Below are 14,971 nucleotides of genomic sequence, written 5' to 3'. Positions count from 1 at the left end.
TATTTTTCCTGCTTACTACCTGATATCTTTATCTGCAACAACAGCTGGCCCTGCTGTCACCACAACAATTTTATTGGGGTTGAGTAAGTCACGCGCAGCTTGATTAACTTCCGCAAGACTGACTTGTTTGATTTTATCAGTGAAAGAATGTAGTTCATTAACATCCAGCCCTCGTACCTGATTCATGAGTATTTGATGTACTAATTCTTCAGGGTGAGCGAGGGAAACGTTATAGTTACTAATTAGGCTATTTTTAGCAGCTTCTACATCATTGATCGTTACGCCCTGTTGATGAATTTCTGCTAATAATTTGCGGGTACTTGCGATCGCTTTATGGCTATCTTCAGGACTAGTTTGCATTTCAATCCAAAATGTCCCGACATCTTTTTGTGCTTGTAAGTAGCTATAAATACCATAGGTTAAACCTTGGCGATCGCGCACTTCCGCGCCTAGATAACTGGATAAGGTATCGCCTCCTAAAATTTGATTCAATACCAAAGCCGCATAATATCGTGGGTCTTGTCGGGTAATGCCTGTATTTCCCATAAAAGTAATCGCTTGTGATTTACCCGGAATCACTGGATTCACACATACCATATCATTTGGCTGTGAAACAACGGGATATTTTTGCTGTGGTGCTTGACCGTTGACTTTCCAAGAACCTAATTCTTGTTGTAATAGCGATCGCACTTTTGTAGAATCAAAATCTCCGACAATGACTAACACTGTTGTATCTGGACGATAATATTTGCTCTTAAAAGCAACTACATCCTCTCGCTTAATTTTTTGCAGACTTTTTTGAGTGGGAAAGGAGTGTAAAGGATGTTGTTTTGGGTAAATTGATTGTACAAAAATGCGTTTTGCTACTTCAGCCGGATCATCTAGTTCTTGTTTTAAATCGGTCAAAGCTTGCTGGCGACTCAATTCTAATTCTTTTTTAGGAAATGTACTGTTTTTGACCACATCTGCAAAAGTGTGAATGAGAATTGGTAAATCTTCCGCTAAACTATCACCCTCAATTCTCACACCTTCACGGTAAGCCGCAAAATCTAGGTCTGCGCCTCTTTCTTCTAAGGCTTTTGCCAAAGTTAAAGCATTTTTTGTGGTTGTTCCATTCATCAAGTTATCGGCCACAACAGCTGCAAGTCCGGCTTGATTTTCGGGATCAAATTCGGTTCCTGCCTTAATATGTCCACTTAAAGTAATTGTGGGTGTGCTTTTATCTGGTAAAAGTAATACTTGCAGACCGTTAGCTAAGGTAAATTGTTGTGGTAAAGATGGGGTCGAAGTGGAATTAGTGTCATGATGAGACAGTTGTTTGACCACATCTGTAGTTTCGTTGGTTGGTAGGTACTTGGCCAAATCGGCTGGTACTACATCTGTACTCGCTGATAAATTTTCTGTTGTTTGTTTGAATGAGGGTTTTTTGCCAATTTCGGCTGTAGTTGTCTGTGTGGGTTGAAATAGTCCAACTACACGCACTTCTGGGTTTAAATATTTTTTGACTACATTCACAATATCTGCTGCTGTCACTTGGTTAACAGCTTCTAAATAGCGGTTTGTATAGCGATAATCCCCAGCCGTAATTTCATCGTTACCTAACTGCATAGCCTGACTGGTGATGTCACGATTACTCAAAATTACCGCCGCTTCTACCTGCATCTTAGCTCTAGCTATTTCTTCTGCTGTTACCCCTGTTTGCGCTAGATTAGCGATCGCACGCTGCAATACTGTTTCTATTTTTTTTAAGTCACGCTCATCATCTGCTGTGACTAATAATTCATACCACCCTGCATCCCGCAAGCTAGAAACCGAAGCACTGACTTCCGAAGCTAAACCCGATTCTACTAAAGCTTGATAAAGGCGAGAATTTCGTCCCTCGGTCAAAATGTAATCCATCACTTCCAAAGCTGGGATATCTGGGTGATTTAAATTTGGTAGGGGATACACAGCTTGATACATCGCTGCGGCTCCCGGTTCTTTGAGAACTAGAGGAGCGCTGAGGAGCCTCTGTGTTGCGGAAGGATCTTCTGTTTTAGTCAGTGGCGTTGCTGAGTTTTGACTTTTTGGTAATTTGCCAAATAATTCTTTAACGGTTTCTAAAGTTTTATTGGTGGGAAAATCCCCCACAATTACTAAGACAGCATTATCAGGAGTGTAAAATTTGCGGTAATATTCCTGTACCTGTTCCACTTGAAACTTTTCTACATCAGCTTTAGTACCGCCGACTGGTAAACCGTAAGCATGATGAGGAAATAGCGATCGCATTACAGCACGGTTAAGGCGATACTCTGGGCTATTTTCATAGCCTTGTAATTCCGAAATTACTACTCGTTTTTCACTTGCTAATTGCTCTGTATCAATCAGCGCATTTTGCATTCTATCGGCTTCTAAAATTAACAGTGCTTTTAACTTGCTGCTTTCTACAGTATTGTAATAAGCTGTTTGGTCATAGCTGGTAAAAGCGTTGGAGTCGCTACCTAAGGCACTAAACAACCTGCCAAATTGAACTGGCCGGTTTTTTGTCCCTTTAAACATCATATGTTCTAGTTGATGGGCAATCCCATTGACTCCTGGTTCTTCGTTCCGCGAACCGACTTTATACCACATTTGCACACTAACAACTGGTGCTGTATGGACTTCTTTAGTTAAAACAGTCAGACCATTTTCTAATACTGTTTTCCGCACGTTTTCTGTGATTTTTGAATGGTTTGTATGAGATGCAATCAATGTTGTTAAAATATTATCTTGTTTTGAAGTAGCTGTGTATTTGCCGCTAGCTGGTTGATCACCAAGACAAAATACTGTAATTATCCAAAGACTTAAAAGTAATAACGGCCAACGATATCTATACCCAATAAAAAATAATGGCATTTTTTTAGTAGATGTATTTAAACTGAATTACATATTTATAAGCATGATTATTAACAGTCTATCTTTCTCTGATATTGCTGCAATCAGAAACACCACCAAAGAAAAAATAGGCTAATAAAAAAAGTATATAAAGAGACAGGTCACTTAACTCAATTTGGTTAAAGTCCGAATAAATTCCAGAGGTAAGCCGTCGCTATCCGCAATAAAAGTAACTTCCCAGATGCTATTGCCTATTTGCTGTTGTGTTGGTTCTAAAAGGATTTTTAAAGGTAATAATTGTTCTTGCTGGTTATTTGCTGCCAGTTCAAATCGGGCTTTTAAATCTGTTAACCAGCTAGGTAAATCTGAGGTTATTTCAGTTAAATCAAAAGATAAATGATAATACCCGACATAATGTTCATCATTAAAGGCATCGGCAGCAGGTTTTGGTTGGGGAATTTGAATCAGTTCAATTCTCCCACCTAGTCCTTCCATCCAACAAGCCAGGGTATAGCCTGTAGTGAAGCGTTCACAAACTGTAAACCCCAACAATTCATAAAAAGCGATCGCGCGGTGAATATTCGCAGTGCGGATAGAAGCGTGGTGCATAATCAATAGGGGTTGGAGGTTAGAAACTAGAAGCTAGTGGACAGAAAAAGTTAACTAGTAATAACTTTATTTTCTCTAATCCCTAGCCCCTAATTCCTAATTCCTAGTCTTATTCAAACAACCTAAAATAAGGGTAGCGCACAGGCACACCCGGCTCTTTTTCCAGATCAAAATTAATCACATCCCAACAGGGTTCTTCGCCAGCATCGGGACTAAATTCTACTGGTAAGCCGTATAACCGCGCCGAGGTAGTTTCTGGCTGTCCAGACCGCCAAGGCGTACTGCGTTCTAAATAACCACTCATCAATTCCTGATAACGTCTGGCAATTATGACGCGTGTTGCTCGATAGCCTTGAGTATAAAGTTTATCTAAGGCTTCGTGAATTTCAAACCGTATCCCATCAGGATGAGTGTGTTGTCTATACCATTCACCATTCCATCGTCGCCAATGACGACCTGATTGTAAATGAATCAACTCCTCGGTTTTCGGGTTGGCTTCAAATGCGCCATGACGAGGACAAAGATAGGTATCTGTAAGTGTCAAAGCCGGAATAGTTTGCCGACAGTGGGGACACTGAATTTCGGGGCCAAATATTGGGTACTGCAAACCTGGATTCATCATGAAGTGCGTACAAACATAATTTCTTCTTTACCAGCACCATTAGGTTCGATTTTACACTTCGGCTCCTCCACTTTGGGGAAATTGCTTACAACTGCACGGAAACGGATGAGCAGCCAAAACAATTGTAAACCGTGTCTTCCTCAGTGTAGAGGCCTAACGACATGATATTCTGGTTGTGCAACCAGCCTCAAAGGTTGGAGTTTCTCCAGTGTTCCTGGGTACCATATTTATATTCTATCGTGTCTACTGCTTCTTACTGGCCATCTCCTGATTTTTCTCAAGCAGCCTTTGTGGCAAACAACGCTGTTGTTATCGGTTCAGTAAATATCCAAGCCGGAGCAAGTATTTGGTACGGAGCCGTTGTGAGGGGGGATGTCGAACGAATTGAAATTGGTGAATGCACCAACATTCAGGATGGAGCCATTCTTCATGGTGATCCTGGCTTGCCCACCATTTTAGAGGATCATGTGACTGTAGGACACCGTGCTGTGATACATTCTGCCTACATTGAGCGTGGCAGTTTAATTGGCATTGGGGCTGTTGTTTTAGATGGAGTAAGAGTAGGATATGGCAGCATTATTGGTGCAGGCGCAGTAGTCACCAAAGATGTACCGCCTTTGTCCCTGGTTGTGGGCGTTCCTGGCAAAGTCTTGCGTCAAATGAGCCAAACCGAAGCCGCAGAACTAATTGAACACGCCCAACGTTACAAAAAGTTAGCTTTAGTTCATGCAGGCAAAGGCAATGATATTGGTTTTTACCCACAGGGGAGCAAACACCAATGACAAATGACTATTGACCAATCTGTAATCTTTCTTTACATAGAAGGTTGGAAAAAATGCCCACTTCAGCTAAAAATAAAAATGAGAAGAGTTGATAAAACTTTAATTTTTACTGGAGAGAGGGGTTCTAAATTATGGATATCGATTTTCGTGTAGCGATCGTTTTAGCACCTATTGCTGTTGCGGGTGGCTGGGCTTTATTTAATATCGGTGCTGCGGCTTTGAGACAAGTTCAAAACTTTTTGAACAGAGAAGCATAAACATAAATTTACATTATCACCCTCAAACCGACTGTTTCTGGTCACTCAGGGCAGTCGGTTTTGTTGATAGAAGGCAGCAGGCAGCAGGCAGAAGGTTAAAAAATAAAATTTCACACTTCACACTTCACACTTCACACTTCATACTTCACACTTCATACTTCATTCGTGGATATTAATTCTGTACTTCAACCTTTGCAACATTTTGGTGTGAATCTAGGACTTTCACGCATTGTGAAACTGTTGGCGAATCTAGGCAACCCCCATGAGCGCATTTCCGTGATTCACGTTGCTGGTACAAATGGTAAAGGTTCTGTCTGCGCTTATCTCTCTTCAGTGCTAACCGAAACTGGTTATCGCACAGGACGTTACATTTCTCCCCATTTGATTGATTGGACGGAACGTATTTGTATCAACGAACAGCCAATCTCTGCTGAGGAATTGAATCAACTATTGCAAAGAGTCCAAGCGGCTGTGTCTGTTGATGATGAGTATCCGACTCAGTTTGAAATTATTACAGCTGCGGCTTGGTTGTATTTTGCCCAGCAACAGGTTGATGTCGCAGTTATAGAAGTTGGGCTAGGGGGACGTTTGGATGCGACTAATGTGTGTTCTCAACCATTGGTGACGGTTGTGACATCAATTAGCCGGGAACATTGGCAACAATTAGGCCCAACAGTAGCTGACATAGCCAGAGAAAAAGCCGGGATTTTCAAACCTGGGTGTCCGGCGGTGGTTGGCCCTTTACCAACTGAGGCTGAAAAAGTTGTGCGATCGCGTGCCGAAGAATTACAATGCCCAATATTTACACCTCAACCTGCACGTCCCATCTCTTCAGGCTGGGCAGAATATCATTCACTGCAAAATCCCCAAAATGCAATTCAATATCCCTTACCTTTACAAGGACAAATTCAATTAACTAATTCAGCTTTAGCATTAGCCACATTAGAAATTTTGCAACATCAAGGCTTCAAAATTTCTGAATCAGCCATCATTAATGGTATGGCAAAAACCAAATGGCCAGGACGAATGCAATGGCTTAATTGGAACAACCATAAATTATTAATTGATGGCGCACATAACCCTGCGGCTGCTCAAGTATTACGTGATTATGTTGATAGTTTAAATTATCAAAATGTAACTTGGATTATGGGGATGCTCTCGACAAAAGAGCATAGCGATATTTTTCAAGCTTTGCTCAAAACTGGCGATAAACTACATTTAGTCCCAGTACCAGATCCTAATTCAGCCAATCCCAATGAGTTAGCACAATTAGCTAATAATATTTGTCCTGACTTATCTTTTTGCCAAACATACCCAGATTTAGCACCAGCACTAGCATCAGCTTTTTATAATACAAATAATTTAGTAGTTTTGTGTGGCTCTTTATACTTAATCGGTCATTTTTTAGACATATTTAACTATAAATCAATCATCTAGAAACGTTGCAATGCAACGTCTCTAGATTTACCGATTATTCCACTGTTGCGCCGCCTCTTCTACTGCTTGATCTACAGTTTTCTGCCCTAGCATAGCTGCTTGTAAATTTTCATAAATTGCTTTTTGCAATTTATTAAAGTCTTTGAGAGTGGGAGTTAAAACCTCTGCTTGTTGTAATTGTGTAGCACTAATAACTCTAGCTTTTTCTACTGTAGAGGCAGTAGCTGGCACATCTTTAAAGTAACTGTCAGACAAAGCTTTAATCGTAGACGGTAAGACATTAGCGGCTTTAGCAAAGGCTAATTGATTTTCGTCATTAGTCACAAACAAAGCAAATTTAGTAGCCGCATCAGGATGTTTGCTAGCGCGGGGAATAATGATATTCATCACAGCGACATTCTTCTTACCTGTTTCACCAGTAATTTGCGGTGCGATCGCTGAAGTTTGAGCAATTTTTGGTGCATTATTAGCTATAGTCTTGAGAAATTCTGGCCCTGAAGCTAAAAATACCGTTTCACCTGATTGATACAAATCAATAGCATGACGATGACCTTGGGTTAAGGCCTCTTTTGGCAAGAGTCCTTTTTTATATAAATCTACCCAATATTGAAATGCGGCTTTACCTTGAGGCGTGTTGAAAGCTGCTTTACCCTCCGCGTCTACTAAATTCACGCCCATCTGTACCAAAGATTCCATCACCTCACCGGAATCTTGCGGTACAAAAGTAATAAAGAACGCATACTTGCCCGTTTTATCTTTAATTTGTTGGGCTGCTTGTGCTAATTCTGCGTAGGTGCTTGGTGGTTTACTAATACCTACCTGTTTCAATAATTCAGTGTTATAAATAGTTAGCCGCGTTGTGAGATACCACGGAATTCCAAAACTTTTACCATTGAGCGTACTGGCTTTCCAAATGTTGGGTAAATAGGTCGAACGCACTTGTTGGGGAATATTGGTATCTAAGTCTAACCAAGCATTTCGTCCTGCTAGTTGGGAGGCGAAATCTGGGTTGAGGTTAACAACATCAGGTGGCGTTTTTGCAGAGACAGCTGTTAAAATTTTGTTCTCCATAGCTGCCCAAGGCACATCAACCCAGTTAACTTTTACACCTGGGTTTTGTGACTCAAAATTAGAGATTAGTTTTTGAAAGTAGTCGGTAAATTGAGGTTGGAGTTGCATTGTCCAAAATTCAATGTTTGCTCCTGCTGTTGCCGACTGTTGTTTACTTGTGTCTACATTTGCTGTACTGCAACTAACAATCCAACTGGTTAATATACCAATTATTGCCCAGGCAGCTAGTTGTTGAAATTTTCGTAATCGAATCATTTTACCAGTATTTTCACCCTTGATATAAATGAAAAGCTTATGCAGAATTAACGAGATTATAGGCTAAATCAATTACCCGTAGAGACGCAATATATTGCCTCTACAATTTAAATTTTCAATTTTTAGTAGTCCGGCGGAACTGTGGTGAAAAGCTTCAATAGTCTGTTTGGCAAATCTAATAAAGGGGTTGGCATCGAACTTGCACCAGAACGGGTGAATATAGTTCAGTTACGCAAGCAGCGCCAAGGCTTGAAATTGGAATCTTTGACATCTGTACCAGTTCCAGAAGGTGTGGTGACAGATGGTCAAATCACTGACCCCCCAGCAATGGCGCAAATCATCCAGCAAGGGCTGGCTGAAAGTAAAATCAAGGCTTCTCGTGTTGCGACTGGTGTACCTGGACGAGATTCTATTGTACGTCTCATACCAGTGCCATCTGAATTGGATGACAAAGAATTGCGGGAAATGGTGTTAAACCATGAAGCCGGATTGTACTTACCATACCCCCGGGAAGAAGCTGATGTAGATTATCAAAAACTTGGGTACTTTGTAGATGAAGATGGCATTGAAAAAGTACAGGTATTATTAGTTGCAACTCGGAAGGAAGTAACAGATACCTATATTAGTACTTTTGAGCAAGCAGGTTTACAAATTGATGTTTTAGAGATTAATAGTTTTGCGCTGATTCGGACAATTCGTGACCAATTGCGACAATTCGGGCCACAAGAAGCGGTGGTACTGGTAGATATTGAGTTCGACAGTACAGAAATCGCCATTATTGTGAACGGAGTACCGCAATTCTCGCGCACTGTACCTATCGGTACTTATCAATTGCAAATGGCAGTAGCTAGAGCAATGAGTTTACCCGCATCACGGGATATGGAACTGTTGCAGGGAATGACTATTCCCGCTACGCCTATGGATGGTGGACAAACTGGGGTGACGGGAATTAACCCTGGGATGGCAGCAATGATGAGAGTTTTGGGTGAACTCACAGATGAATTGCGTCGTTCTATCGATTTTTATCTCAATCAAAGTGAAAATTTGGAGATAGCGCAGATTTTATTAGCTGGGCCAGGGGGTGGACTGCAACAGCTAGATGAGTTTTTCACGCAACGCTTAAGCTTACCAACTATCCAAATAGATCCTGTAGGGGCTTTGTCTCTAGAAATCGATGAACAAAAATACCCAGGTATACAACGCTCTGGCCTAGGAATTATCCTCGGCTTGGGGATGCGGGAGGTATAACAGTATGTATAGTCTAGATATTAACTTTCTTAAAGACCGCCCAATTTATCAAAATAAGAGTGAAAAAAAAGGTGGTAATAAACTTCAACCTGGTGATACCAGACCAATTATTTTAGGAGCAGGCTTAGGCTTATGCTTACCTATTGCAGCTGGGGCTGGTTGGTGGATGCTGCAAATGAAAAATGGCGAACTAGAGCAGACAGTATCACAACTAGAACAACAGGTCAAGCAATTAGATACAGAAATTGGCAACATTGACAAAATTAAGGATGAAACGAACGCAGTTAAAGCAGAAACCCAAAGTTTGGTGACTGTATTTGACGAGATTCGTCCTTGGTCAGCAATGTTACAAGATTTGCGCGATCGCATTCCAGGCTCAGTTCAAATTGAGAACGTTGAACAATTACCGCCTACGCCAGGACTACAAGGAAAACCCTCACCTAATCCAGCTGGTGGGATCAAAATTAGTGGATTAGCTCGCTCGTTTAACGATGTCAATGATTTTTTATTAAGTCTGCAACAGTCTCAATTTTTAAAGTCTTCCGAAAGCAAGATTATTTCAGCAAACTTAGTAGATGTCCCACTACCGCCGTCTGCATCTACATCTCAAGTTATCGTTAAACCGCCACAAGTAGTTAAATACACTATCCAATCGAGTTTAAGTGATGTTCCCGCTTCTGAATTAACTCGGGAGTTAGAGCAAAAAGGCACGGTAGGACTAGTAGCTCGAATTCGCACTATGCAACAAACAGGAGTCATCCCAAAATGACGCTGAGTGAAGATATCAATTTTGCAGACCAAGGTGGGGAATTTGATTCAGGCGCGTCACCCTATCCTGTGATTTTTGGCATTAGCTTTACCCCAAAAATCATTGGATTAATAGCTGGAGTAGTAGGACTGGGGGGAGCTTTGTTTATCGTTCTCAACCTGGTGATGCCTGCTTGGGAAAACTATCAACAGCAGCAAGCAAAAACTTCAGATTTGCAAGGTCAAATTGACCAAAAAAAAGCCATCATCAAACAGGTAGATAAAGTAAAACAAGACTTAGCCCAGGCAAAACAACAAAAAGTTCAAGTTTTGGGTTTATTTGCTGATGAAAAGACTTTAAATACTTTGTTATTGGATTTAAATCGCTTAGTTGAGTCTGGTAATACTCAAGTTCCGCCGAATGCTGTCAAAGCCAAACTCCAGAAGTTTACCCCAGCGACAGAGACAGCCGAACCAGTGATAGATGGCTCTTTAGGTACAGGAGTGAATGGCAAGCTCAAAAGTCTAAACATTAATGTCGAAATTGTCGGCACTTATGAACAAACACAATCTATTCTGCGTAATATAGAGCGTTTACAGCCTTTATTAATAGTTAAAGATTATCGATCTGTATTGTCTCCTGTACAAAATAGTAACCCAGCAGGTAAATTAGTACGCCGAAGAGGGCCTGCACCAATTACTACATCCTTTCAACTACAAGCTTTAATCCCAATGACACCAGAAGAAATCGCGGCGGTGGCTGCTAAAGCGGCTCCGAAGAAGTAGTGAAAGTACGGAGTGAAATCTCAAATAGTGTTGCTTAAAAATGTTGATAAAGTGAGGAATGAACGTGAAACAGCTTCACGGTAATAGCTTAATATTGGGTGCTGCTTTGACATTTTTAGCAGCTCAACCAGTGTGGGCGCAGGTTACTCAAGTTAATGAAGTCAAGCTAAATCCTGTTGATGGTGGTATTAGTGTTGTTTTAAAAACATCTTCAGGTTCTCGCCCCCAAGTATTCACCACGAAACGAGGGAAAGCTTTAGTTTCGGATATTATTAACGCCCAACTGCGCCTGCCTCAAGGTAAGAGTTTTCGGCAAGACAACCCAGCACCAGGAATTGCGTCTGTTGAGGTTACTCAGTTGGATGCTAATAGTATTCGGGTCATAGTCACAGGTAGTAACAATGCACCCAGTGGTCAACCTGTGGCGCGCAAAGATGACAGAATTACTCTGGCTTTTACACCATCGGCAGGTACTACAGCATCAGTCCCAACGCCGACAACACCAGCTGCGCCATCTACAAATGTGCCAGTGCCAGTTCAACCCAATCAAAAGCCAGATGTTCTCGTTCCTAACCCGGAAATTACTATTGATGGTAGACCTGCTCAAGTTGCTGGCCCTGGTCAACCAGCAAACCAAGCTCCGCCTTTTTTACCAAGAGCGGTTGCCCCGCCAGTAGGAGATATTGCAGTTTCGACTACAGATGCATCGCCGAGTGTAATTGATTTAGGAACACAAGAACGTGTTCCTAGACTGGTGTTAAGAGATGCACCAGTACGCGAGGTTTTGTCTTTGTTGGCGCGTGCGGCTAATTTGAACTTGGCTTATATCAGTTCAGACCCATCAGGTCAGCAAGCTCCTGCTAATGGACAGGCAGGCCAAACAATTTCTTTGGATATAGAAAACGAGCCAGTGCAAGATGTGTTTAACTATGTCTTGCGTTTGAGTGGTTTAGAAGCTAACCGTAATGGCCGTACAGTTTTTGTTGGGCCGAAGCTACCGAATTCTACCCGCGATGTTGTTGTGCGTAGTCTGCGACTTAATCAGGTCAATGTGGGTGTGGCGTTGAACTTTTTAGTGGGGATGGGTGCGGAAAGTGCAGTCAGCCGAGAAAGGCAGGTGACTAACGTAACTGCTATACCTGTAGGGAATGGTGCTACCCCAGTGACTCAAAGTCAGACAACTACAGAAACTAAAATTGAACGTCTATCACTGGAAGAGTCTAAATACACAACACCTTTACTACGAGGTCTACAGGCCTTAGGAGATGAACGTACTAATTCTATAACTTTGATTGGCCCGGCGAAACAGATTGATATGGCGATCGCACAACTAACTCAGTTAGATGTTCGTCGTCGTCAAGTGGCAGTTAACGTCAAGATTATCGATGTTAACCTTTTAAACACACATAACAGTAATACTAGTTTTTCCTTTGGTGTTGGCAACAACTTTTTTGTGAATGATGGTGGTGCGGCATCTTTTAACTTTGGTGGTTCTCGTCCAGCTACCAGTTCTGAAGCGGCAAGTAGTGTCACCAGTACACCAGTAATTAAAAACCCAATTACAGGAACACCATTTTTAGATCCTAATAATACTGTATCTATTCCCGGAACTAGCCCAGGTACGATAGTCGTAGATACCAACGGTAACATTACTAGAATTGCCAATCCTGGTTCGGCTACTTTCTATCAACCTATTGCACCTAGTGGAAATCCTTTACAACCGGGTTTTACTAGTATTACACCAGCAACAGACACAGTTATCACCAGAAACTCCGATGGCTCATCTACTGTTACCCAAGGTACTCTGGGTACAGCGACTACCTCTTTGCCGACTTTATACCAGTTTCCTAAACGTTTTCTAGCTAGTTTGCAAGCTCAAGTCACAAGTGGGAACGCCAAGATTTTGACTGACCCGACTTTAATTGTCCAAGAAGGTCAACAAGCTCTTGTCAACTTAACCCAAGAAGTAGTAGGAAACATTACTATCCAAACTACTGACAATGCAGGTGGTTCGAGAACCGAAAGACAAGTGGATAAACAAAAAGTTGGCTTAACTTTAAACGTCAAAATTGAGCGAATTGACGATAATGGATTTGTCTCTTTATCGGTTGCGCCTACTGTCAGTTCACCCTCAGGTTCTGCAGATACAGGAAATGGACAAATTATTTTAGTTTCTGAACGCTCTCTTACTTCTGGCTTGATTCGTTTGCGTGATGGTCAAACATTAATTCTCTCAGGTATTATTCAAGACCAAGATAGAGTTAGCGTCTCTAAAATTCCTATCTTAGGTGATTTACCACTGATTGGTTCGCTGTTTAGAAAAACCAACAAGAGTAATCAACGTAATGAGGTAATTGTGTTGCTCACACCTCAAGTGATGGATGATTCGGAAAATTCTTCTTACGGCTATAACTATACTCCTAGCCCAGAGGTACGGCAAATTCTTGAGCGCCGTGGCTTAAGTTTACCTAAGCGATAAGTTTTGTGTTTTCCAGTGTGTAGAATCAATTTACTTTTTAGGGACGCAGTAACGCTGTGTCCCTATTTATTTGAATAATTAAGCTGCAATCGAGGCTCTATCTCGTTGACGGGCATCGACGACTAAAATTAAGCATAAAGCTGCGATCGCAGCTTTTTGCCATTCATTTCTTACCTTTGTATCTTCTACCCCATCAAATAACTCTACTAAACTAGGAACAGAAGCTTCTAAAGCCGGACGAGGTACTGAGACTACAACTGGGTATGAACTATTATCTACACCTTGCGCCTTGGGGAGTCGCATCAGGATAAAATGTAACAATTGCCTTATCTTTCCTGACAAAAACTGTAGGAAAAGTTACTTTTGTGTCTTGGTCAAGGACATTATAAATACAGGCTCCTTCTTTATTGCCTTGACGCTTAAATGCTCTGGTTGCATCTGTGAGCATTTCTTCAGCATTGCTCAGATAGCCATAGCCTTTAATGACATCTGTAACTCTACTATTTTGTTGTTGAATTACTACTCCCATTGTGTAAATTACACCAGGTACAACTTCTTCTCGTCTGGAATTATTTGGTAGCCTACCGCCAATTCCTTGTTGTTGTAATTGTAAATATCTACCATAAAAATGTAAGCCACCAATATCATTAGCGTTATAGATTTCTCCACAAAAAATATGTGTAAATCCCCGTTGTTTAGACCATATATTGGTTAAATCTGCGAGAAATTGGTCTGGCTTGCGTCTGCCAGGACGTAGTTCTCCGTCACTGGCTTGCTGAATTTTTTGTAGTACCTGTGGGTGAGAAGATAATAATTGTTTAAATTGAGCCGGACTCACCTTTGTACCGATGGGGCCACAGGTTTTTAAAACAGCTTCATCAAAGGAATTGAGTGTTGGTGGTTTTGGTGTGATGTCTAATTTCTGTCCTCTGGGAAAGTGAACAGGAACTGGGTTATCAACATCGTCAAAAAATGGCAATAATTGATTAGATTGAGCCTGAGCAGAAACAGTATTTTGTAATCCTATAAAGCCAGTTAATACTAATATATGTAGGGAAGCAAGTAGTGTTACAGATGATATTTTTGTGTTCATAAAAGCAGTTTAGATGAAATTACTGAGATTTTTTCTAATGGCGAAAAGTTTGGTAATAAATGTGTGAGTGCTAGGTTTAATTTGAACAAGAATTGTGACAGATAAAGGACTAAAAAGCGTATTAATCACACTTACTAAAATCCAATATCTAGAGTGATCTGAGTTAACGCAAAACTACTGATATCATACCTCTATGCATCACTAAAAAACAGTGTATTTGCTGCTTACATTAGAATATAGCCTCAGTAATATAAAGTAGAACTTTTTAAAAGCTCATACTTTTTGAATTTTCCCCTAAAAAAATCAGACACTTTTATGATATCTAACAAAGAAGTGAAGAAATAAAATTGTCTAATTTTTTCGATAATTAAATATATATCTCCTAATGTTTGTAGTTATGCAACTTATTTGCATAATTAAAAATAAATCTCTGAATTTTCACAATTATTAGCTGGAAAAAATAACAATTTATGCCACGACAAATTGCGATTTTGGTGAAAGCGAAAGAACATTTATTTCAGACAGAATTGGTGAAATATGGCGTAGAGTCGGAAAAAGCAGCTAAATTAGCTTATATTCTAGCTTCAGAGCCGGAAAATCAATTTTTAACTAATGAAGAAATTCAAATTTTCACAGATGTTGGTCAAAAGTGGTTACTCACTGTAAAAAGCCACAAGCAAGAACGGTTATCACAAAAACGTAACTAATTAGATGAAGATGATTATGAAGTGA

The 14,971-nt window shown here is 40.8% G+C and carries 14 protein-coding genes; 8 read left to right on the top strand and 6 right to left on the bottom strand.

The window, feature by feature from the left end:
• Positions 1 to 15: 15 nt before the first annotated feature.
• The 3 genes from H6G69_RS04705 to H6G69_RS04695 form a co-directional block, all read right to left on the bottom strand.
• Positions 16 to 2,874 carry a pitrilysin family protein gene (locus tag H6G69_RS04705; protein WP_190682347.1) on the bottom strand — a complete coding sequence of 953 codons (2,859 nt, stop codon included), beginning with the start codon at positions 2,872 to 2,874 and terminating at the stop codon, positions 16 to 18.
• 144 nt (positions 2,875 to 3,018) lie between these two features.
• The gene (locus H6G69_RS04700; RefSeq protein WP_190682344.1) at positions 3,019 to 3,462 is read right to left on the bottom strand and encodes a VOC family protein; all 444 of its coding nucleotides are present in this window, start codon (positions 3,460 to 3,462) and stop codon (positions 3,019 to 3,021) included.
• 109 nt (positions 3,463 to 3,571) lie between these two features.
• Positions 3,572 to 4,084 (bottom strand): TIGR02652 family protein, encoded by a 513-nt coding sequence (locus tag H6G69_RS04695; protein WP_199335731.1) that lies wholly within the window; start codon positions 4,082 to 4,084, stop codon positions 3,572 to 3,574.
• 239 nt (positions 4,085 to 4,323) lie between these two features.
• Here H6G69_RS04695 and H6G69_RS04690 point away from each other — a divergent pair, with 239 nt between their 5' ends.
• The 3 genes from H6G69_RS04690 to H6G69_RS04680 all read left to right on the top strand — a co-directional run bounded on the left by H6G69_RS04690 (position 4,324) and on the right by H6G69_RS04680 (position 6,560).
• Positions 4,324 to 4,866 (top strand): gamma carbonic anhydrase family protein, encoded by a 543-nt coding sequence (locus tag H6G69_RS04690; protein WP_190682341.1) that lies wholly within the window; start codon positions 4,324 to 4,326, stop codon positions 4,864 to 4,866.
• Between the two features lie 131 nt (positions 4,867 to 4,997).
• The gene (locus H6G69_RS04685; RefSeq protein WP_190682337.1) at positions 4,998 to 5,123 is read left to right on the top strand and encodes a photosystem II protein Y; all 126 of its coding nucleotides are present in this window, start codon (positions 4,998 to 5,000) and stop codon (positions 5,121 to 5,123) included.
• Positions 5,124 to 5,288: 165 nt separating this feature from the next.
• On the top strand, positions 5,289 to 6,560 hold the full coding sequence (locus H6G69_RS04680; RefSeq protein ID WP_190682332.1) for a glutamate ligase domain-containing protein: 1,272 nt from the start codon (positions 5,289 to 5,291) through the stop codon (positions 6,558 to 6,560).
• A gap of 27 nt (positions 6,561 to 6,587) precedes the next feature.
• Here H6G69_RS04680 and H6G69_RS04675 read toward each other — a convergent pair whose 3' ends face one another.
• Positions 6,588 to 7,886 carry a sugar ABC transporter substrate-binding protein gene (locus tag H6G69_RS04675; protein WP_190682330.1) on the bottom strand — a complete coding sequence of 433 codons (1,299 nt, stop codon included), beginning with the start codon at positions 7,884 to 7,886 and terminating at the stop codon, positions 6,588 to 6,590.
• Positions 7,887 to 8,027: 141 nt separating this feature from the next.
• Here H6G69_RS04675 and pilM point away from each other — a divergent pair, with 141 nt between their 5' ends.
• The 4 genes from pilM to H6G69_RS04655 all read left to right on the top strand — a co-directional run bounded on the left by pilM (position 8,028) and on the right by H6G69_RS04655 (position 13,146).
• Positions 8,028 to 9,134 (top strand): type IV pilus assembly protein PilM, encoded by a 1,107-nt coding sequence (pilM, locus tag H6G69_RS04670; protein WP_190682327.1) that lies wholly within the window; start codon positions 8,028 to 8,030, stop codon positions 9,132 to 9,134.
• A 4-nt stretch (positions 9,135 to 9,138) separates the two neighbouring features.
• A complete protein-coding gene (locus tag H6G69_RS04665; RefSeq protein ID WP_190682325.1) occupies positions 9,139 to 9,903 on the top strand; it encodes a PilN domain-containing protein in 765 nt (254 codons plus the stop codon).
• Positions 9,900 to 10,667 carry a pilus assembly protein PilO gene (locus H6G69_RS04660; protein WP_190682322.1) on the top strand — a complete coding sequence of 256 codons (768 nt, stop codon included), beginning with the start codon at positions 9,900 to 9,902 and terminating at the stop codon, positions 10,665 to 10,667. The genes H6G69_RS04665 and H6G69_RS04660 overlap by 4 nt, the downstream gene beginning before the upstream one ends.
• Before the next feature lie 64 nt (positions 10,668 to 10,731).
• Complete coding sequence (locus tag H6G69_RS04655; RefSeq protein WP_190682318.1) at positions 10,732 to 13,146, top strand: AMIN domain-containing protein; 2,415 nt, start codon at positions 10,732 to 10,734, stop codon at positions 13,144 to 13,146.
• Positions 13,147 to 13,224: 78 nt separating this feature from the next.
• Here the strand turns inward: H6G69_RS04655 and H6G69_RS04650 are convergent, their stop codons facing one another.
• Positions 13,225 to 13,449: a hypothetical protein gene (locus H6G69_RS04650; RefSeq protein ID WP_190682991.1), complete on the bottom strand. Its 225-nt coding sequence runs from the start codon at positions 13,447 to 13,449 to the stop codon at positions 13,225 to 13,227.
• Complete coding sequence (locus H6G69_RS04645; RefSeq protein WP_190682316.1) at positions 13,418 to 14,239, bottom strand: EndoU domain-containing protein; 822 nt, start codon at positions 14,237 to 14,239, stop codon at positions 13,418 to 13,420. Before H6G69_RS04645 ends, H6G69_RS04650 begins: the two co-directional genes overlap by 32 nt.
• A gap of 470 nt (positions 14,240 to 14,709) precedes the next feature.
• On the opposite strand from H6G69_RS04645, the gene H6G69_RS04640 reads away from it, so the two are divergent.
• Positions 14,710 to 14,946 (top strand): hypothetical protein, encoded by a 237-nt coding sequence (locus H6G69_RS04640; protein WP_190682313.1) that lies wholly within the window; start codon positions 14,710 to 14,712, stop codon positions 14,944 to 14,946.
• Positions 14,947 to 14,971: the final 25 nt, after the last annotated feature.

The organism is Nostoc sp. FACHB-110, from assembly GCF_014697425.1.
Classification (GTDB): Bacteria; Cyanobacteriota; Cyanobacteriia; order Cyanobacteriales; family Nostocaceae; genus Nostoc_B.
This window is presented reverse-complemented; position numbering and strand designations above follow the sequence as displayed.

Coding starts and splice junctions, on each gene's coding strand:
- H6G69_RS04705 (WP_190682347.1), bottom strand. CDS start 2,874: ATGCCATTATTTTTTATTGGGTATAGATATCGTTGGCCGTTATTACTT.
- H6G69_RS04700 (WP_190682344.1), bottom strand. CDS start 3,462: ATGCACCACGCTTCTATCCGCACTGCGAATATTCACCGCGCGATCGCT.
- H6G69_RS04695 (WP_199335731.1), bottom strand. CDS start 4,084: ATGATGAATCCAGGTTTGCAGTACCCAATATTTGGCCCCGAAATTCAG.
- H6G69_RS04685 (WP_190682337.1), top strand. CDS start 4,998: ATGGATATCGATTTTCGTGTAGCGATCGTTTTAGCACCTATTGCTGTT.
- H6G69_RS04675 (WP_190682330.1), bottom strand. CDS start 7,886: ATGATTCGATTACGAAAATTTCAACAACTAGCTGCCTGGGCAATAATT.
- H6G69_RS04665 (WP_190682325.1), top strand. CDS start 9,139: ATGTATAGTCTAGATATTAACTTTCTTAAAGACCGCCCAATTTATCAA.
- H6G69_RS04660 (WP_190682322.1), top strand. CDS start 9,900: ATGACGCTGAGTGAAGATATCAATTTTGCAGACCAAGGTGGGGAATTT.
- H6G69_RS04650 (WP_190682991.1), bottom strand. CDS start 13,449: ATGCGACTCCCCAAGGCGCAAGGTGTAGATAATAGTTCATACCCAGTT.
- H6G69_RS04645 (WP_190682316.1), bottom strand. CDS start 14,239: ATGAACACAAAAATATCATCTGTAACACTACTTGCTTCCCTACATATA.
- H6G69_RS04640 (WP_190682313.1), top strand. CDS start 14,710: ATGCCACGACAAATTGCGATTTTGGTGAAAGCGAAAGAACATTTATTT.